Source organism: Psychrobacter sp. APC 3279 (assembly GCF_030407795.1).
Classification (GTDB): Bacteria; Pseudomonadota; Gammaproteobacteria; order Pseudomonadales; family Moraxellaceae; genus Psychrobacter.
Genome location: NZ_JASDCR010000002.1, coordinates 23,617 through 42,767 on the forward strand (window position 1 = coordinate 23,617; position 19,151 = coordinate 42,767).

At 42.2% G+C, this 19,151-nt stretch carries 15 protein-coding genes; 6 read left to right on the forward strand and 9 right to left on the reverse strand.

Going from position 1 to position 19,151, the window contains the following annotated elements; all coding sequences use genetic code 11:
• The first annotated feature begins 354 nt into the window (after positions 1–354).
• Complete coding sequence (locus tag QL898_RS01070) at positions 355–1,071, forward strand: YggS family pyridoxal phosphate-dependent enzyme (protein ID WP_201548548.1); 717 nt, start codon at positions 355–357, stop codon at positions 1,069–1,071.
• A gap of 46 nt (positions 1,072–1,117) precedes the next feature.
• Here QL898_RS01070 and QL898_RS01075 read toward each other — a convergent pair whose 3' ends face one another.
• Both QL898_RS01075 and QL898_RS01080 read right to left on the reverse strand, forming a co-directional pair.
• Positions 1,118–2,392, reverse strand: coding sequence for a hemolysin family protein (locus QL898_RS01075; protein WP_201548550.1), 1,275 nt, complete (start codon positions 2,390–2,392; stop codon positions 1,118–1,120).
• 213 nt (positions 2,393–2,605) lie between these two features.
• On the reverse strand, positions 2,606–4,297 hold the full coding sequence (locus QL898_RS01080; protein WP_290175498.1) for an NAD+ synthase: 1,692 nt from the start codon (positions 4,295–4,297) through the stop codon (positions 2,606–2,608).
• Between the two features lie 875 nt (positions 4,298–5,172).
• Between QL898_RS01080 and QL898_RS01085 the strand changes: the two genes are divergently transcribed.
• The 3 genes from QL898_RS01085 to epmA all read left to right on the forward strand — a co-directional run bounded on the left by QL898_RS01085 (position 5,173) and on the right by epmA (position 8,597).
• Positions 5,173–6,300 carry an AI-2E family transporter gene (locus tag QL898_RS01085; protein WP_290175499.1) on the forward strand — a complete coding sequence of 376 codons (1,128 nt, stop codon included), beginning with the start codon at positions 5,173–5,175 and terminating at the stop codon, positions 6,298–6,300.
• Positions 6,301–6,408: 108 nt separating this feature from the next.
• Complete coding sequence (locus QL898_RS01090; RefSeq protein WP_290175578.1) at positions 6,409–7,518, forward strand: 4-phosphoerythronate dehydrogenase; 1,110 nt, start codon at positions 6,409–6,411, stop codon at positions 7,516–7,518.
• A 50-nt stretch (positions 7,519–7,568) separates the two neighbouring features.
• Positions 7,569–8,597 carry an EF-P lysine aminoacylase EpmA gene (gene epmA / locus QL898_RS01095; RefSeq protein ID WP_290175500.1) on the forward strand — a complete coding sequence of 343 codons (1,029 nt, stop codon included), beginning with the start codon at positions 7,569–7,571 and terminating at the stop codon, positions 8,595–8,597.
• 158 nt (positions 8,598–8,755) lie between these two features.
• Here the strand turns inward: epmA and QL898_RS01100 are convergent, their stop codons facing one another.
• From QL898_RS01100 to QL898_RS01125, 6 genes are all read right to left on the reverse strand, one after another.
• Positions 8,756–9,397, reverse strand: a complete 642-nt coding sequence (locus tag QL898_RS01100; protein WP_201548558.1) for an NAD(P)H-binding protein — start codon at positions 9,395–9,397, stop codon at positions 8,756–8,758.
• Positions 9,398–9,632: 235 nt separating this feature from the next.
• Positions 9,633–10,082, reverse strand: coding sequence for a DUF188 domain-containing protein (locus tag QL898_RS01105; protein ID WP_201548560.1), 450 nt, complete (start codon positions 10,080–10,082; stop codon positions 9,633–9,635).
• On the reverse strand, positions 10,082–11,458 hold the full coding sequence (locus QL898_RS01110; protein WP_290175501.1) for a 5-(carboxyamino)imidazole ribonucleotide synthase: 1,377 nt from the start codon (positions 11,456–11,458) through the stop codon (positions 10,082–10,084). The genes QL898_RS01105 and QL898_RS01110 overlap by 1 nt, the downstream gene beginning before the upstream one ends.
• A gap of 197 nt (positions 11,459–11,655) precedes the next feature.
• A complete protein-coding gene (gene purE, locus QL898_RS01115; protein ID WP_201548564.1) occupies positions 11,656–12,207 on the reverse strand; it encodes a 5-(carboxyamino)imidazole ribonucleotide mutase in 552 nt (183 codons plus the stop codon).
• A 107-nt stretch (positions 12,208–12,314) separates the two neighbouring features.
• A complete protein-coding gene (locus tag QL898_RS01120; RefSeq protein ID WP_201548566.1) occupies positions 12,315–13,271 on the reverse strand; it encodes a metallophosphoesterase in 957 nt (318 codons plus the stop codon).
• 103 nt (positions 13,272–13,374) lie between these two features.
• The gene (locus QL898_RS01125) at positions 13,375–13,983 is read right to left on the reverse strand and encodes a rhomboid family intramembrane serine protease (protein WP_165598370.1); all 609 of its coding nucleotides are present in this window, start codon (positions 13,981–13,983) and stop codon (positions 13,375–13,377) included.
• Between the two features lie 413 nt (positions 13,984–14,396).
• Here QL898_RS01125 and QL898_RS01130 point away from each other — a divergent pair, with 413 nt between their 5' ends.
• Both QL898_RS01130 and QL898_RS01135 read left to right on the forward strand, forming a co-directional pair.
• A complete protein-coding gene (locus QL898_RS01130; protein WP_290175502.1) occupies positions 14,397–16,031 on the forward strand; it encodes a hypothetical protein in 1,635 nt (544 codons plus the stop codon).
• A 297-nt stretch (positions 16,032–16,328) separates the two neighbouring features.
• Entirely contained in the window at positions 16,329–17,927 is a 1,599-nt protein-coding gene (locus tag QL898_RS01135) for an OmpA family protein (protein WP_290175503.1), read from the forward strand.
• Positions 17,928–18,029: 102 nt separating this feature from the next.
• Here the strand turns inward: QL898_RS01135 and nagZ are convergent, their stop codons facing one another.
• Positions 18,030–19,106 carry a beta-N-acetylhexosaminidase gene (gene nagZ / locus QL898_RS01140; RefSeq protein ID WP_290175504.1) on the reverse strand — a complete coding sequence of 359 codons (1,077 nt, stop codon included), beginning with the start codon at positions 19,104–19,106 and terminating at the stop codon, positions 18,030–18,032.
• Positions 19,107–19,151 lie beyond the last annotated feature (45 nt).

Genomic DNA, 19,151 nt, shown 5'->3' on the forward strand with positions numbered 1-19,151 from the left:
TTTGATATTCCTATCACTTAGTCTAGGTAAGACAAAACACTATAAAAGTACGTGGTAAACTATTTATCGATAACCTTAATATAATAAAAGATGATAAGAAGCTCACCAGTACAGGTCTTTACCATCACTAGCATATTCAGCAGCATATGTTAAAGCATGTAACAATATCATAACAAGACTATGAGTATTTAACCATCTACTAAATTAAGAAAAAATAGAACTGGATCGTTTTAAAATAATTCTTATAGAAATTATTTTCAATTTACTTTTAAAAATCGGATAGTTATGTTTTTTTTTATAATAAAAATTGCAGAAAAAAATCTCAAAAAATTAATCAAGCAGTAAGGGCAAAATATGAAGGAAATGAATGGCAATATTGATGAAGTGACACTTATCGATAACTGGCAACAAGTTAGTAAGCAGATGAAGCAAGCGTGTGATCATGCTGACAGACAGGCTGATAATGTTATGCTGCTGGCTGTTTCGAAAACGAAACCTGCCGATATGATTGCAACTTTAGCAGAACAAGGACAGCGTGATTTTGGTGAAAACTATCTACAAGAAGCCATCGAAAAAATTGCTGCTCTTAAAGCTCAACCTGTAGGCAAGAGTATCGTTTGGCATTATATCGGTAGTATTCAACGTAATAAGACACGTGACATTGCAGAGCACTTTGATTGGGTACAAACTGTTGAGCGCGATATCATCGCCAAACGATTGAATGACCAACGACCAGCTGACCTGCCACCATTGAATGTGCTGATCCAATTAAATATCGATAACGAAGATAGCAAATCCGGATGTTTGCCAGCCCAGTTGCCAGAGCTGATAACAGCGATAAAAGGCTACGAGCGTCTACAGCTACGTGGTCTGATGATTATTCCTGCTAAGGCAAATACGGATGCCTTTGCTCGAACTAAGCAGTTGTTTGAAGAGATTAAAGCTGACCATCCAGAGTTAAGTGGTTGGGATACGCTTAGTATGGGTATGAGTGGTGATATGGCAGAAGCGATAGAAAGCGGCACAACGATGGTACGTGTCGGAACCGCTATCTTTGGTCAACGTGCTTAAAACAATGTCAATGGGCTAATTAAGCATTCTTTAACTAGCTAGTAAATTAAAGGACATCTTCTAATTTGGTGACTAGCATCTGTGTAATTTTAAGATTATCAGTTGCGATAATCTCAAATCGATAATTAGCATACTCAATCGTGTCGGTCTTTTTAGGGATTTTTCGGAGCATATACATCATAAATCCACTGATAGTCTCGTAATTTTGACTTCGTGGTAAGTCGACGATATCTAATGCACGAATTACATCTTCGATAGGGGTCATGCCATCGATTAGCCACGAGTTGTCAGTGCGCTGGACAATAGGCTGTTCCTCGAGCGTTACCAACTCACCCATTACAATGCTCATCACGTCCTTTAAGGTGATAACACCAACGACTAGGGCATATTCATTCACAATTACCGCAAAATCAGCGCCAGTAGATTTAAACATCTCTAATACTTCAAATAGAGACAAAGTATCAGGCACGAAAAGTGCTGGCTTCAATAGAGTTTTGTTCGTTAAGCTAACTTCTTGTTGGTTCAAAACCAAAGCCAAAAAGCTACGAGATTCTACATAACCAACGATATGCTCTAAATCGTCATCATGGCAGACCAAAAATTTATTGTGGGGCTGCTCAATCATGATATTCACGACTTCTTCGGTACTTGTCTTGGTATCAAAGTAAACGATATTTTCTCGAGGATTCATCACTGAGGTGACGGTACGCTCTTGCATATCAAAGATATTTTCTATCAAGTGATGCTCTTGCTTCTTTAGTACACCCGCTTCGGCACCAGCATCCATCACTGCATAAATATCTTCTGGTGTCATATCATCTTGACGTATGGTCGAGATGCCAAAAAGCTTAAACAGGATATTTGCAGCCCCATCGAACACCCATATAATAGGCTTTAGTATAAATATCAACAACATCATCGGGCGTACGAGCCGTACCGCTATCGTCTCAGCGTTTGACATGGCCAAACGCCTAGGCATTAGGTCGGCAAGTAGTGAAAACAAACTCGTGATAAGTACAAACGATATAACTGATGCTATCGTTTCACTATTTAATAACTGCTCGAGATAAGGGCTAATGGCCGATTCACCCACGGCACCAGCTGAAATAGCGACCGCATTTAGCACTATTTGTACGACGGTGATAAAGCTACCAGGATGCTCTTGCATATTGAGCACATCAAGTGCGCGAACATCGCCTTCTTTTGCCATAATTTGGAGCTTGATTTTGCGGCCTGCGGCAATGGCAATCTCAGCAGCAGAGACAAAGGTACTTAAGGCAAGCAGTAAAAGAAGAAAGATACTAGCGGTTAGCAAACTCATGACGTACTCGAAAAAGAAATAAAGATAATTGAGGCAAAATAGTTAGTGAAACTGTGTGGAAAAGAATATGGTTAGGTGTAAAAATTTTTGATGGATAAAAACCAAAAAAGCTGAGTAAGCACCCAGCTAATAGTAAAAATTCGATATCTTGTAAAACTGGCTAACTAGTACCTCTCAACTCATAGACAGTAGAAATTGAGAGGTGTGTAGTAATTAACCTTTGATTGACCACTTATTGACCAATGGATAACGACGCTCACGCCCAAAAGCTTTATGGCTAATCTTAGTACCGATAGGAGATTGCAGGCGTTTATATTCGCTGTTGTCTACCATCTTGATGACTTTAGCGACCATCTCAGCATCAAAGCCTTTATCAATAATCTCTTGATAGCCCATGTCTTCATCGATATATGACGTCAAGATACCATCTAACACATCGTAGTCAGGTAGGCTGTCTTGATCTTTTTGATCTGGACGTAATTCAGCCGATGGCGGACGAGTAATAACGCGCTCAGGAATAACCGGCGTATCCTCTAAACGGTTACGATAGCTCGCCAATTTATAAACTTGAGACTTATATACGTCTTTTAGTACGTCAAAGCCACCAGCCATGTCGCCATATAGTGTTGAATAACCAACAGCCAATTCTGACTTGTTACCAGTCGTGATAACCAAATGACCGAATTTATTAGACAAGGCCATCAAAATAACACCGCGAGCGCGCGCTTGGATGTTTTCTTCGGTCGTATCTGCTGGCGACTTATTGAATAACGGCGCTAGCGTATGACGAATGCCTTCGACAGCATCAAAAATAGGGCAGACGGTGTAAGAAACATTTAAGCGACGTGCCTGTGCTTGAGCATCTTCTAGACTGATTTGAGAGGTATACTCGTATGGCATCATGACCGCATATACCTTATCAGCGCCTAGAGCGTCAACAGCAATACAGAGTGTCAATGCCGAGTCAATACCACCTGACAACCCGACAATAATGCCAGAGAATCCTGAATGGTTAACATAGTCGCGTAGACCGACGACTAACGCTTGATACATTTCAGATTCACGGCTCAAAGTTAGAGGCGCTTTGGTCTGCTCGTTAAATTTAGCAGTTTTTACATCTAACGTAGCCAGTAGCAACTGGTTCATAAAGCGCGGCGCTTCATGGGCAACGCTACCGTCAGCTTGTACAGCCATAGAGCCGCCATCAAACACTAGATCGTCTTGCCCGCCGACAGCATTGACATAGACGATAGGTAGTTTGTTTTCACGGCTACGCTTGGCCAGCATGGTTTTGCGATTGTCTTGTTTTTCAATCTCAAAAGGCGAGGCGTTTAAGCTTACGATTAAATCAGCACCTTGTTTTTTAAGCTCAGAGATAGGACCTTTTTCCCACAAATCTTCACAGATAAGCAGACCAATAGTAATGCCTTTATAGTCAAATAAAACTTGATTGCGACCTTTATCGAAGTAGCGACGCTCATCAAATACGCCATAGTTTGGCAAAATTTGCTTATGATAAAAGCCTTTTTGATGACCATTATGTAGGATGGCAGCAGAGTTAAAAGTTCCGTGATGATCGACATGCGGATAGCCGACAATCATGACGATATCATCAATATCACTCAAAGTAGATAAAGCGCTTTTGACGCGACCTGACAAGCTTGGACGCAGCAATAAATCTTGTGGAGGGTAGCCTAACAGCGCTAACTCTGGGAATACGATTACGTCAGCACCTTGTTCGCGGGCTTGTAATGCTAGGGTACGCATTTTTTCGACGTTGGTTGCAATATCACCGACCAAAAAATGTGATTGAGCTAAGGCAAAAGTGACAGTATCTTGTGGTTTATTGGTCTTACTGGCTTCGTTTGAGGTGTTAGAGTTGGGGTTATCAGTGTCTTTTGACATTGTTATTGTTCCTATCGATATATTATTAAAATTTGGTGTGTCTGTATTGATTTCAAATAAAATCAAAGTAAATCCGAAATTAACTCAAAACTGCGCTCTTGCATATCAAGCTCAAATATTGAGCTGATATGCTGAGCCTAAATCTCGTATAAGCCTTTATAAAAGACTTATGATTTTGCTCAAGTAACTCACTCTAAGTGATAGCGACACCCTAAAATTAGAACTTATGATAGTCTAAAAGAAGACGATATAAGCGGGTGTTGAAATCTGGCTCAAAGGATTCGCTGTCTGTACGACGATGTAAATAAATATGTGCAAATAAACTTAACTACACTGAAAAGCTTAAAATAATTGCTTTAGTATAACATCAATTGTCGCGACAAATAGAACGCACCAGTGGATTCCCTTATAAGATAACAGTTTAAAAGCTGAACATAAAAGTAGTTTTCAATACATCATTTTTACACACTAAATTCATGCATTATGCGCTAGTCATTATCGTCGCCATCTAGTAAGCTTGCATAGACAAAGTTGTAAGTAAAGATTACAACAACGCGTTATATAATTCACACGCTTTATTGCATAATAAAGTGTGCTAGCTGCATTTTTATTATTTTATCTACAATAATAAATGGCTATAAATTTGTAGTATAGAACTGGACATAGTCATACTATTTAATCGTCATATTACTTAATCTTCATGTGAATTTATAAGTCCATAGCAATATAAGTCCGACCCAATGCTTTTTTGTATGATTCGCAACTCTCGCTAATGGATATGGCTTACAGACAGTGTCTAAGAGCTAATATTCATCACACATTTATAAACTCGCCAGCAAAACTATCGTTTGCTGTCCGCTTTTGGTTTATACGCTATGATTGAAAACTGGACAAAAGAATTTATTATTCAGCGCTTATTGGCAATTACGTTGCTAGTGGTGCTGTTCGTATTGTGTTTTCAAGTGGTGCAGTTTTTTATTGTACCAGCGCTGTGGGCAGCGATTTTGGCCTATGTGACTTTTCCTATTTATAATTTCTTCCATGAAAAGGTGAAGCTGAGCCCAGACTTTAGCGCCGCTATTATGACGGTGAGCATCTCACTGATAATAGGCGTGCCACTGGTCATCGGTGTGTTTATCTTGCAGCAAGAAGCTTTGAGTTTAATCAGTAATTTGATTTACCGTATCAAGGTAGGTTACTTAGATGTGCCTGACTCCCTCAAAGATTTGCCTATCATCGGTCAGCAAGTAAAAGACGTGCTGTGGCGTATTAACAAAAACCCAGAAGGGACGCTAGAAGCTTTTCGCATTTGGGTTCAGTCGCATTTATATTATGGCAAAATAGCATTTGACGTGGTGTTCAGTAGTTTGGCCAAGCTGGGTATGGCATTAATGACGCTCTTCTTCTTTTACCGAGATGGAACCAGTCTGATTCGTCAAATTCGTCAAGCGCTTCGCAATATCATCGGTAATCGTATCGATGGCTATATTGATTCTGTAGGTACAACCACACGTGCCGTAGTCTACGGTATTGGTTTAACAGCGTTGGCACAGGCGACACTGGCAGGTATCGGTTATTATTTCTCTGGTGCACCAAGTCCTATTTTATTAACCATTGTCACGTTTATCATTGCGTTGATTCCGTTCGGCACGCCATTTGTTTGGGGTGGTGTATCTATTTGGCTACTGAGTCAAGGACATACTGCAGAAGGTATTGGCCTAGCATTATGGGGTGTGCTGGTGATTAGCTGGGTGGATAATTTGATTCGTCCTATCGTCATCAGTGGCGCGACTAAAATCCCTTTTATCATTATTTTTATTGGTGTATTAGGTGGTCTAACAGCGTTTGGTTTTGTCGGTTTGTTTATCGGGCCTGTCGTATTGGCTATCGGGCTTGCGGTATGGCGCGAGTGGATATCACAGCATAAGAATGAGATATTTGCTCAGCAAGAGGTGATGCTTTCTGACCCTCGTGCGATAGATCCTGTGCACGAACCAGAATAACGAGTCACTAGCAAATACAATGTAAAAAATTATCGATAGAGACGATGAGTAATGACAAATAAGAATATGGCAGAATCGACGAATAATAAAATCGATAAGTTAAGCGCGATTAAAAATATCACTATTTTAGCGGACAGCAACATCGCCAGTCTGAATGATTTTTTTAATGACGCTATGCTTAGTCAGCTGACTGAGCATAGGGTTAAAATTATCACTGTCGCTGGTCGAGATATTGATGCAGCGCTACTTGCCGAAGCACAGCCAGATGTATTGCTGATACGCTCGGTGACGAAAGTAAACGAAGCGCTACTGGTTGATAATAACAGTGTACAGTTTGTTGGGTCTGCGACTATTGGTACCGACCATGTAGATCAAGATTATCTAGCGTCTCGCAATATCACTTTTGCCAATGCGGCTGGTTGTAGTAAGCATTCTGTGGCTCAATATGTATTGACGGCTATTTTTACTTTGCGTCCGCAGTATTGGCAGCAGTCGGCACCTTTAACATTAGGTGTTATTGGTCTTGGCAATATCGGTAGTACACTTGCTCAATATGCCTATGATTTGGGTTGGCAGGTGCTAGGTTATGATCCTCTATTACCAGCCTCTAAAACTAATAATGCTAGCTTGGAGCAGGTGCTTAGCCAAAGTGACGTGATCAGTCTGCATGTGCCTTTAACCAATGAAAAGAATGCGTCGAACCCTAAAGGTAGTGATTACCCAACACGTCATCTTATTAACGCAGCTGCATTAGCAATGATGCCTGCCGATACGATGTTAATTAATAGTGCGCGCGGGCCTGTAATTGAGGAAAGTGCGCTTGAAGCAGATATTGAGCGTACTGGCCGTCAAGTGGTGCTAGATGTGTTTGAGCATGAGCCAGAAGTCGCAGCAAGCTTACTATCCAAACTTGCTATTGCCACACCGCATATCGCTGGCTATACGCTAGAAGGTAAGCTGCGTGGCACACAAATCATTTATGATGTCTTGTGTGAAAAATTATCGATACCTCCAACTCAATCTATGTCCAATCTGCTACCGCTAAATATGTTCTTATGGTCTGAACTAAAATCACATCCGGATAGACTGCCAAAGTTTTATGACATCATGCAAGATGATACCTCATTGCGAAATAAAGCAGTTGATGGGCAAGTAAATGGTGCTGACTTCGACGGTTTGAGACGTGACTACCACTTGCGCCGTGAGTGGCAGTTTTAATTAAACAAGATACTGAGCAACCAATTATTCATCAGTCGCAGTAGAGCCCCATGACTCAAGCAAATAACATTTCTTCGCAGTTTATTACTTCTAATCCTAGCTACGCGCCAACCATGACACTTGCGATGGCACAACAACGCGCGCTATTCGTCAGCAATATTCGGCAGTTTTTTACCAGTCGACAAGTGCTGGAAGTGCAGACACCGCTATTATCCCAAGCAGGCAATACAGACACTTTTTTGCAGTCTGTAGCAGCTCACGTGACCTATCAAGACCGTCCGCGCACTTATTATCTGCATACCTCGCCTGAGTTTGCGATGAAGCGTTTATTAGCCAGCTGGCAAGTGCCTATTTATCAGATTTGTCCTGTCTTTCGTGATAACGAAATAGGCACGCGTCATAATATTGAATTTACGATGCTCGAATGGTATCAACCTCATTATAGTCTGGACGAGATGGCAACTGAACTTAATGAGTTGTTAGAAGCGCTTTATGGTCATTCAGTTGTGATGAGTCATTATCGCTATGTCGATGCCTTTATGGATTTTGTAGGTATCCATCCGTTAACAGCGAGTTTAACTGCATTGCAAGCCGTGGCAGAAGATATGGGTTTGACAGGATTTGATTTTAATAATGCTGATGATAGCGAAGAAAATCGTCGCCAGAGCTGGTTAGATTTATTATTCAGTCATGCCGTAGAGCCAAACCTAGGTCATGATTTGCCGACATTAATTATAGAGTACCCACCTGCGACCGCTGCATTAGCGAAGACAGCTAGGGATAAAGACGGTAATAAAATTGCAAAACGTTTCGAGCTATACATTAACGGCATTGAGATTGCCAATGCTTATGATGAGCTAGCAGATGGTCAAGCATTGCGTGACCGTTTTGAACAGGATAATCAATTACGCGCGCGTCATGATCTACCTCAAATGCCAATCGATGAACATCTATTAGCCGCATCCAATGATTTGATGCCATGTAGCGGTATCGCAGTCGGTATGGATAGATTGCTAATGGTGTTGACAGGTGCAAGCAGCTTGGAAGAAGTCATTCCTTTTCCCAGTGGGCAAGCATGATTGGATGTGAATCTTTTCAATTATCAGTGATTTAAATACGTAATAAAAAGGCCGTTGCCGATTTACCAATTAGATATTGGCGAATCGACAACGACCTTTTGTATTGGCTGCTTCTAAAATTTAGCAGATACAACCAATTTTAGTAATACTAAACTTATTTATACGGTAGCAACTGCTTCATTGATATCAATGTCGCCATTGTGTAGATTGAAGACTTTGCCTATGGTGTTATCTGCGGTTAGCACCGCGGCTAGCGTTGTGGCTACATCTTCGATTGCATTCTCACCAGAGCTGGTATCATTAATAGTGATTTTGCCTGTACCAGCGCGTTCTTTTAGTGCGCCTGGCTGTACGATAGTGTAATCAAGTGAGCTGTTGTTCACTAACCAGTGATCGGCGTAGTGTTTAGAGATGTAGTATTCTTTTAGATCTGCAATACCTGGGTTTTCATCCCATTTGTCAGTTTCTAATGAAAAGACTGAACTCAGCATAATATAACGTTTAATACCTTTATCTTGTGCAGCCTGCATTGTTTTTACAGCACCGTGCAAGTCAACTTCTAGGACGTTTTTGCCACCAGATCCTGCAACAAAGTAAACAGCTTCAATGTCCTGATCCAGTTGTTTTTCAATAGAGTCTTTGCTGGCTGTAATGTCTAAATCTAGCTGAGTGTAATTATCATTATCAAATAGCTTTTCTTTCTGACGAGTCGTGCCAATAACTTGATGATCATCAGCCAATAACTGCTTAACCAAATCACCGCCCACTCGACCACTTGCACCAACGACTAAAATTTTCATAATCATTCCTATTCTTATTTAAATGCTATTTTTTGAATTATTCAGTAAGTTTATTTATCTTAAAAACTGAATATAGAGTAACAAAGATAGGTAGCACGCTTCGTTATAAAGCGTGCTGATTGAATAGTGTTTGGTTATAGAGTGTATACAGTTTGCAAGGAAGCAAACGTTGGCTAGATAATGTTACTTAATAGAAGACAGGATGGGTAGGCGTCAGATAAAACGATAAAAAGCACTAACGAACCAAGCGATTGAGACCATCGGCAAAGGCTTTTTTATCTCGATCACCGTAGGGTTTCTGACCGCTCATTTCCTGCAACTCTAGGACACCAGTACCGCGCATAGTATCCATAAAGTCGCGCATATTGAGCTTCTGCTTGATGTTGTTTTTATCGTAGACCACACCGCGCGTCGTCAATACCATACCACCTTTATCCAAAATGTCATTGGCCAAAGGAATGTCGCTAGTGATAGCCAAGTCACCAGCCTGTATCTGCTCGACGATATAATCATCCGCTTTGTCGAACCCTGATGGCACGACAGTCATAACAAGTAAGGGCGATTTGCGTAACTTAATCGGCTGATTGGCCACAAATATAGTCATGGTCTTGGTACGTTCAGCCGTTTTAATAATCAAATCTTTGGCAATCAATGGTACCGAGTCTGCGTCCACCCAAATCTGCATTATTTATTGGCCTTCTCAGATTTTGCTGAAGGAGCAGACAGGCTATCTGCTTGGCTGTCTTTATTGTCTAGAACATCAGCTGTGGCATCATTTTGAACACTGTTCTGAGTACTGTTTTTAGCATTAATCTTAACATCGACATCTGCTTTACTAGGCTGAGTATCCACGCTTGCATATTCTTTATCTAGACCAACCTTGTTTGGCAAGATAGCAACCAGTTTTGCCATAGCAGGTTCTAAATCAGTCACGTCATTAGGCATTAAGGTGATATGAGCAATCTTACGATCGTCACGCTCAGCCTTATGATAGCTATGATAATGAGCGCCATCGATATTTAACACTGCACTGATATCAGGATATTGACCCAGCACATTTACCATAATCGCAGGATGCACGTTATCTGTATCGCCTAATGGCAAATTAACCACGGCACGGATATGGTTCTCAAACTGGCTGGTAATAGCGCCTTCGATACTCCAGTGTCCAGAGTTGTGGACCCGTGGTGCGATCTCATTCGCCAATATTGCGTTATGACCGCGAGCATCTTTGGTGACGAACAATTCAAGCGCCATAACGCCGACATAGTCCAAATGGTTCATTACTTTGGTGATAGCATCTGTTGCTTGTTGAAACAGGTGACTCGTGCCAACAGCAGGTGCTTGAGTTTTGGCCAATATACCGTTGTGATGATGGTTTTCGACCAAATCGTAACAGCGTACCTGACCATTTTGCGCTCTTGCTGCAATAATAGAGACTTCACGGCTAAAATTAATAAAACCTTCAGCAATTAACGGCGCAGGTGTTGACGTAAGTGAGCCTTTACCGCTGACAGCGTCTTTTAGATCTAGCCAAGCAGCTTTAATATCACTGTCTTGCCTGATAACGAACTGCCCCTTACCATCGTAACCACCTCGGCTGGTTTTTAGAACGATAGGCAGTCCTAATTCTTTACAAGCATGCTTGAGCTCAGCTTCAGAATTTACTTCCATAAATGGCACGGTTGCGATATCAAGCGTGTTGAACATCTGCTTTTCTTTTAGACGATCTTGAGCGATATCAAGCGCAATCAATGGTGGGAACATGCCTTGCTTGCTGCCAGATTTTGACAAGCTAACCAGTTGCTCAACAGTAGACGTTGGCGTGTTTTCAAACTCTAACGTAAAGACATCCGCTGCTGCGATAAAGTCTTCTAATTGATCACTATGAAAGACACGACCGTATAAGCTGGCAGGGCATTCTGGATTGTCTTCTAAGAATACACATTGGTAACCCAGTGGCATGGCGGCTTCGGCAAGCATCATACCAAGCTGACCACCGCCTAAAATACCGATGGTACGAATGGTTTGGGTAACAGGATAAGCGTTTGCTGTAGTCATGGCAGGCTCTTTGAATAAAAGTGAATAAGGTGTCTGGTCTATTAAAATCTAAAACTCAATGGGTGAAAATAGGAAAAGGTGCACTGTATGCACCTTATCTCTAATCGGAATTTCTTAAAAGTATATATTGATAGCTTCAATCGTTAAGCCTTCAATCTAAAAGACTCTGCTATAAGAGCCGATCGACTTATATCTACCTAAGGATTGATAATACCTGGTGTTGGGCTAGCAAGAATAGTCTCAGTTTGAGCTTGGCGCATTTGGTCGAGCTTAGTAGCAATCGTATCATCATGCAATGCTAATACTTGAATTGCAAGTAGGGCAGCGTTATAAGCACCAGCAGCACCAATCGCCAAAGTACCAACAGCGACGCCTTTTGGCATTTGTACGATAGATAGTAAACTATCCCAACCGCTCAGCATAGATGACTTTACAGGGACACCAAAGACAGGTAGCGGCGTTTGGCTGGCACACATACCTGGCAGGTGAGCGGCACCGCCTGCACCAGCAATGATGACTTGTAGACCATTATCTTTTGCGCTTTTGGCATAATCAAATAATCTATCAGGCGTACGGTGTGCAGAGACCACTTCACAATCAAAAGCAATGTCAAAGTCTGCAAGCAATTGCGCAGCAGCACTCATAGTTGCCCAGTCAGACTGCGAACCCATGATGATGCCGACTTTTGGCTGACCAGCAGGGGAGGTGATTGGACCGTTCTGGTTAGCAGCAGTATTCGTGGTGCTCATGATTGGATATCCTCAAAAAGACCATCATACAAAAATTTTGCTACACTCGTAAAGCCAAGTTTGACTTTTAGTATATACATGGTGTTAATCGCATTGATATCATGACTTTATATATGCTTTTCATCATGATAATACTGAACGAAGTGATTGACCGTCAATGGTAATGGTTGTTCGGTATCCAGTTGATAGCATGTTAGATAGCCGCTATCTACTGCAGCAGAGTAGTCAGTACAGGCAACTTGTGGACTGAGTGGCTCAGGTGTGCCAGTGAGCCAATAGTGCCCGACAAACACAGGTTTATGAGTTTTTAATTCAAAGTCAATATTTTCAGCCAACGCATCAGGCGGAATTTGTGCCAATGCGGACGATGGAGCACGAGACACTTCACGAAGTGTGCGTGTATTAAGCTCATCTAGCCACCAACGTACTCGCACTCGCGTACGTTCGGTACCTTCTTTGTCTACCATCACAATACCATCAGGTAAGCCCGTTTCAACCCCTTTTAGTACTCGTTCTAAAGCGTCAAAGGCGATGGTATCTTCTTTAGCCGTTGCGATTAAACCTGCTGGAGTCAGACAGTTATCATCAGTCAGAAGGGGCTTTAGTATCGCCATGCTATCTGTATCCCAGCAAGCATGCACAAAACACGCATAGTCGGTCTCAATCCATAATGGAATTTCGTATAAACGCTGCAACCAGTACTCATGTTGCTCTGAGCCAAATGGTATCTCTGCCAAAAACGCCTCGTGTTGGCGTCTGTGGATATCATTGTGCGAGCGTAAATACTGGCTAGTATTATCAGGATCGCGCGTGGCATATGCCAACGCATTATATTCATGGTTGCCCATTACTACATCGGCTACATCAGCATCTAGCATTGCAAAGACAATTTCCAGTGTAGCTAGTTGCTGCGAACCACGATCGATCAAATCGCCGATGAACAACGCCCTGTGACCTGTTGGTGGCACGAAATGCTGACCGTTATGCTCATAGCCCAACTGATGCAGCAGACCGACCAGTTTGTCTGCATAACCATGTATATCACCGATAATATCTATAATCATAATGTATTACTAAATCTCCAATGTAGAAGTGTACCCTGCGCAAAATGGAGTTTATAAAATATTGCAGTCTTTAAAGTGCTAGCTTTATTATACGTAAAAATGTCTAAAATCCCGGTGATAGCAACGCATTGATAAAGTGCGGTAGTACTTTTGGTTCCAAAACGATCGTGGCGATAACGCCAAATGCGCCGCCCCACATATGAGCCATATGATTGATATTTGAACCACCGCGTCGATCAGCATAGATACTATAAAATATATAAGCGACGGCAAATAGTATCGCAGGAATAGGGATCACGGCAAAGAGGTAAATTCTTTCCCACGGTGCTAAAAGGATAAAAGCAAATAGCACAGCCGATACGCCGCCTGATGCGCCTAAACTTAAATAACTGGCGTTGTTCTTATTTTTCACGTAACTTGGAATCATAGCAACGATAATTGCCAACACATAAAAAACTACAAAACCGTAGCCAAATAAAAACGGCTGATACAGTCCTTCGATAGCACGCCCAAAGAAATACAAAGTAAACATGTTGAATAGCAGATGCATACTATCAGCATGAATAAAACCATGGGTCACAAAGCGATCCCATTGCCCATTGTTGACGGCTGGTGGATAGAAGATCAGTCGATTAAATAGTGTCTTGTTTTGCCAAGCTAATAAGCTGACAATAACGGTAATAATGATAATAAGCGTCGTATGATTTAACAAATGAAAATCCTTAGGCTGTGCCTGATATGTGACAATGTTACAAATGACAAGCTACAAGTGACAATATTCAAAGCCTAAGCGTTAGGGCTGAGTAAAAATAAATTTGACGTCTGATCCGTATTAAGTACTAACCATAAGCAATAGACTAATACTAACAGCAGTTGCGATAACGCAAATACCTATTGTGTGACAAAACGATGCTTTTTTATGCGGTTATAGTGAATAATGTAGCAGTGTACCATGCAACATAAGTGAAACTTTTGGAGCAAGGTTAAAGACGAGAGTAGTGTTCATTCATCTGCGCTGCAATCAATCTTCTAGACAAAGAAGCAAAATACACAAGTGGCATGGATAAAAATAAAATAAGTGCTTAATTTTGCACATTCAAATAAGGCTGATGGAGGCAGTGGATTATGAACATTATTGACCAGCTAGAACACACAGTAACCCCAGCAGTAATTGGTAATGATAGCAACAATGTCGCTTATGTCAGTTTACTTGAGCAGTTTTATGCTGTTTTGGCCGCGCGTCTAGCTATTCCACAGGTCTACTCACAGCTGCTGCGTACTGATCAAATTATTACCAGCAGCAATAATGAAAGCCCTCTATTTGAACAAATATGGCAAGATAAAAGTCTGCAAGAGACTATTGTCCAAGAATTGTCAGCCACCCATCACATTGATGAACAGACAACTGAGCAACTACTAATTAGTGCCGCGCCGTTGGCATATCGTGAGCTAAAAGTATTGGCCAATGGGCAGTTTTTGCCAGCATTTTTACAAGAAAAACAGGCTGCTTTACGTCCATATTTACCTATCTGGGCAGCCGCTGTGATTACGGATACTCAAGGCGCTAGTCAGCAAGTACAAACAAGTTTCAATTCAGATGATGACTATGTGCCAGTGCATTTGACAGTAAGTGACGACATATCCAACAGACTTGACGACGCCACTTTAGATACTGGAATAGTCACACCAATAACAAATAATGATGCAGAAAGTATAGAGCCAATATCAACTGCTGAGCGCGTAGGCACTGAAGCGTTAGATGACAATATAGTGGCCAACAGTGATGCTATTCATGCCAATCCAGCAGATTATCACCTGGCAGAAAACAGTAATTTGAAGCGTGCGCAGGTGCGTACTCGTAATCAACGAAACGATCTACTAATACGTGTGTTTTTATTAATAGTAGCTCTTGCCGCGCTTGCACTAGCAGCGTGGGCATTATTAGTGAAACCCAATAATGAAATACCAGTAGAACCTGTGGCCACAGTACCTGTTGAACCACCGCCAGCGCCCGTGCCTCCTGTACCAACAACGACTCCTGTTGAGATTATTGTCGGTGTAGACAACGGCGGTAACTTGTACACTTGTAGCGCGACCGTTGGCGATGCTGCACTGCAAAGCACGTTGCAACAGGCACTCAATACAAGCTTTGGTGAGCAGGCAAGTATTTGTGAATTAAACATACAGGATGGGGTAGCAACCACAATCGCTAATATGCCTGTGGAGACACTGCCCAATGTCTTGACAATGCTTAGATCAACACCATTTGCACGTTTGCATGTGCAAAATGATCGTCTCACACTGGAGGCGCCAGACAATATGCTGCTGCAAAAACTGGTTACAGAAGTACGCAACTTAGCACCAGCGATGGTGGTCGAGAGTACAGCACCATTACCGTTGCCTGATAATAGCAATATTGGTGATGCTACGAACAACGTAGCAAATTCAAATAACCAGTTTGTAGATGATGGGGCGGGGATTAATAATCAATTCAATAATAATGGGGTAAGTAGTAACTCTGGCGAATACCAAGCATCAGATGATAATACTGGAGATCGTGTGATACCAACTCCTTTGCCTAACAATAATAATAGTTTTAATAATGCGCCCAACAATCTGCCTACCAATGGCGCGAGCAATATTCCCAACAATTTTCCTTCAAATAATCAAACGACCAGACCGCCAGGCCCTTTTTCACCTTCAGAAGTAGATGAGATGGCAAACACGGTTATCGTTGCTGAACCAGCTCAAGTTAGATAGTTTTTATAAGGCACGCTGTTTCATAGGGCGTGTCTTTTTATATGGCCTATCTTTTCATGTAATTTAGCTACAGTTACGTGTGCCAACCGAAACATTACTTACTGTATCATTTGCACAACAACGTACAGACTGTGAATAGCAGCTTAAGAATTTTATAATAATCAAAACCAAACAAAGTAGTTTGATGAATTCATCACCACCATGACTACTACTATGATGATTTAATATAAAAGAATGATACAGCTGCTTTTTGAGCAAACGAATGATATAAATAAAAATTAAGGGGAGAGCCATATTATGGATATTATTAGCCATTTGACACGCACCGTCAGCCCAGCCGTATTAGAAGATGACCGTAGCCCAGCTAAGAAAAATCTATTAGAACAGTTTTATGCCATTTTTGCTGCTCGTCTTGCAGACAATGATACTTTTAGCCGCTTCGTCAATGAGAACATTGCCCGTGATGACAATGCTTTTTATGACCGTGTATGGACGGAAGGAGCACACCGCGACCAAATCTCTCGCGAACTGGCAGGCAAACACAATGTCGATGCGACTGCTTCACGTGGTTTGATTGCAATGGCAGCGCCACTGGCTTTTCATGAGATAAAAAGCTTAGCTGGTACCACGCCCGTTCCACAATTTTTGAATGACAACCTAAATAGTTACCAGCATCATATCCCTGCATGGGCGGGTACTGTTTTGCCTGCTAGTGCAGTCGCTGCCACTTCTACTGCGGCTGGCACACCGATTTCTGATACCACTAGTACAGCGCCATTGCAAAGAGAAGAAGAGCCAAAAGAGAGCTTTATGAAAGCACTGCTACCTATTATTGGTTTGATTATCTTGGGTGCATTGGCTTGGGCACTACTCAGAGGTTGTCAAGAAAACCCTGAACCTGTAGCAACGCCAGCGGCTACAGTGCAGCAAGGGGCACAAGGTAATGAGGCACTAGCGGTTGCAGGCGCGATTGAACCTGCATCACTGAGTATCGCAACTGGTGAAAATAGCGAGCTGTATGCTTGTCGTATGAGTGTAGGTGATGAGACATTACAAACCAATGTTATGAACGCTTTGACTGGTGCATTTGGTGACGAAGCTAATAAATGCCGTGATGACGTTGATGATAATTTTGCAGTAGATATGCCAGCATCTGCTCAGTTGGCAACGATATTACCAATTATCAAAAATGTACCGAACGCGAGTATGATTATCAAAGGCGATAACATTACTGTCAACGCTCCTGATAAAGCCGCGTTGGACAAGTTGGTTGCTGACTTACAAGCAGCTGCTCCTGCCATGACCGTGCAAGCTGAAGGTCCATTAGACCTACAAGGCGAGATTGATGACAGTCTGGCTGCTGCAGATGTGGCGATGACCAATCTAGGTAAAAACCCAGATCCACGTGATGTTGCTCGCGCTTTGAGTATTCAGGTGATTAACTTCCAAGTAGACGAAGCGGTTATACCTGAGGTCAATAAAGCGCTGTTAGTTCGTGCTGCAGGAATCATTAATAATGTACCTGATATGAAGCTGATGGTTGTCGGTCATACAGACAGTCAAGCCTCTGATACCTATAATATGGAGCTGTCTCAGGAGCGTGCTGAGTCAGTGAAAGCGTATCTAGTATCTAAGGGAGTTGATGCCAGTAAACTAACGACCAAAGGCATGGGCGAATCAGAACCAATCGCAGATAATTCAACCGAACAAGGTCGCTTCCGCAATCGCCGTATTGAGTTTATGGTCAATGACGAAGTGGTCAGCGCCAATGATGGCATGATGATAAACGGTGATTCGCTAGATCCAGACATAAACCCATTAGATAGTAACAACGACGATTTGTTACCAGATGGCGATGATGCTACCCAAGGTACTGCGGTAAACCCAACCAATTAATCTATTTGTTCTTATTTTGATTATAGTAGCCGAATGACAAAAACCGCATCTTATAAAGGTGCGGTTTTTTTGTATGCTACTCAATGACAGTTGGACAAGATATTATTTATACAGAGTAGGATCTGTTGATTGCTTAGCAGTCTGACCATCAGCTTGCGCATCAAAGAAAGTCTGAGTAACATTTTGCTTGGCTTGCTGCCAGTATTCAAACTGCTGGCAGGTAGATTCAAGGTCGCCTTGCCATGTTGGGATGTTGCCGCGCATGGTTTTGATACGTTGCTGATTAGGGTAAGGCAGATCTTGCGCAGCTTTAGCCGCCTCATGAGCAGCCACACGGTCGTTGCACACGAGGGCAATATCACAACCGGCATCAATGGCCGCTTTTACGCGAGCACTGACATCACCAGCCGCCTTTGCACCTGCCATCGATAAGTCATCAGAGAATAATACCCCATCAAATTTAAGCTCATCTCGAATGATATCTTGTAGCCAAATTTTAGAGAATCCTGCTGGCTTGTCGTCTACTTGCGAAAATATCACATGTGCTGGCATAAGAGCGTCCAGACTATGTAGCGTTTGAGCAAAAGGTTGCATGTCGCTATTGATGATTTCATCCAAGCTGCGCGTATCTATGGCTTCTGATACGTGCGAGTCAGGAGCGATGGCACCATGACCGGGGAAGTGTTTACCAGTGGTTGCCATACCAGCGGCTTTCATTCCACGCATGAACTGTGTTGCAAGCGCAGTGATGGCTTGTGGCTCATGATGAAAACTGCGGTCACCGATGACTTGGCTAATACCATCTCTATCTAGTACGGGTGCAAAGCTCAAATCGATTCCTACAGCCAGCACTTCAGCTGCCATTAGATAACCGCAATCGTAGGCGCAGCTGAGTGCTTGATTTGGGTCTTGATTAAATAGCTCACCCAATCGCCCCATAGCAGGTAGGGGCGTGAATCCTTCACGTAGCCTCGCGACTCGTCCACCTTCTTGGTCCACACCGATAAGTATGTCTTGATTGTGATAACGTATATCCTCGCATAGTGCTCTGACTTGGGCCGCATCTGTGACGTTGCGACCAAACAATATTACTCCGCCGACCTGTGCTTGTTTAATCAAACTGACATCTTCAGCGGTCAAAGCAGTACTATCGATATCTATCATTAAAACGCCGTACATCGCGTATTCCTTATTATTTTATATATGGTTATATTATGAGGGTGA

What these genes read in the sequence shown, in the direction of transcription:
- QL898_RS01070 (WP_201548548.1), top strand. Translation starts at nt 355, where the DNA reads ATGAAGGAAATGAATGGCAATATTGATGAAGTGACACTTATCGATAAC.
- QL898_RS01075 (WP_201548550.1), bottom strand. Translation starts at nt 2,392, where the DNA reads ATGAGTTTGCTAACCGCTAGTATCTTTCTTCTTTTACTGCTTGCCTTA.
- QL898_RS01080 (WP_290175498.1), bottom strand. Translation starts at nt 4,297, where the DNA reads ATGTCAAAAGACACTGATAACCCCAACTCTAACACCTCAAACGAAGCC.
- QL898_RS01085 (WP_290175499.1), top strand. Translation starts at nt 5,173, where the DNA reads ATGATTGAAAACTGGACAAAAGAATTTATTATTCAGCGCTTATTGGCA.
- epmA (WP_290175500.1), top strand. Translation starts at nt 7,569, where the DNA reads ATGACTCAAGCAAATAACATTTCTTCGCAGTTTATTACTTCTAATCCT.
- QL898_RS01100 (WP_201548558.1), bottom strand. Translation starts at nt 9,397, where the DNA reads ATGAAAATTTTAGTCGTTGGTGCAAGTGGTCGAGTGGGCGGTGATTTG.
- QL898_RS01105 (WP_201548560.1), bottom strand. Translation starts at nt 10,082, where the DNA reads ATGCAGATTTGGGTGGACGCAGACTCGGTACCATTGATTGCCAAAGAT.
- QL898_RS01110 (WP_290175501.1), bottom strand. Translation starts at nt 11,458, where the DNA reads ATGACTACAGCAAACGCTTATCCTGTTACCCAAACCATTCGTACCATC.
- purE (WP_201548564.1), bottom strand. Translation starts at nt 12,207, where the DNA reads ATGAGCACCACGAATACTGCTGCTAACCAGAACGGTCCAATCACCTCC.
- QL898_RS01120 (WP_201548566.1), bottom strand. Translation starts at nt 13,271, where the DNA reads ATGATTATAGATATTATCGGTGATATACATGGTTATGCAGACAAACTG.
- QL898_RS01130 (WP_290175502.1), top strand. Translation starts at nt 14,397, where the DNA reads ATGAACATTATTGACCAGCTAGAACACACAGTAACCCCAGCAGTAATT.
- QL898_RS01135 (WP_290175503.1), top strand. Translation starts at nt 16,329, where the DNA reads ATGGATATTATTAGCCATTTGACACGCACCGTCAGCCCAGCCGTATTA.
- nagZ (WP_290175504.1), bottom strand. Translation starts at nt 19,106, where the DNA reads ATGTACGGCGTTTTAATGATAGATATCGATAGTACTGCTTTGACCGCT.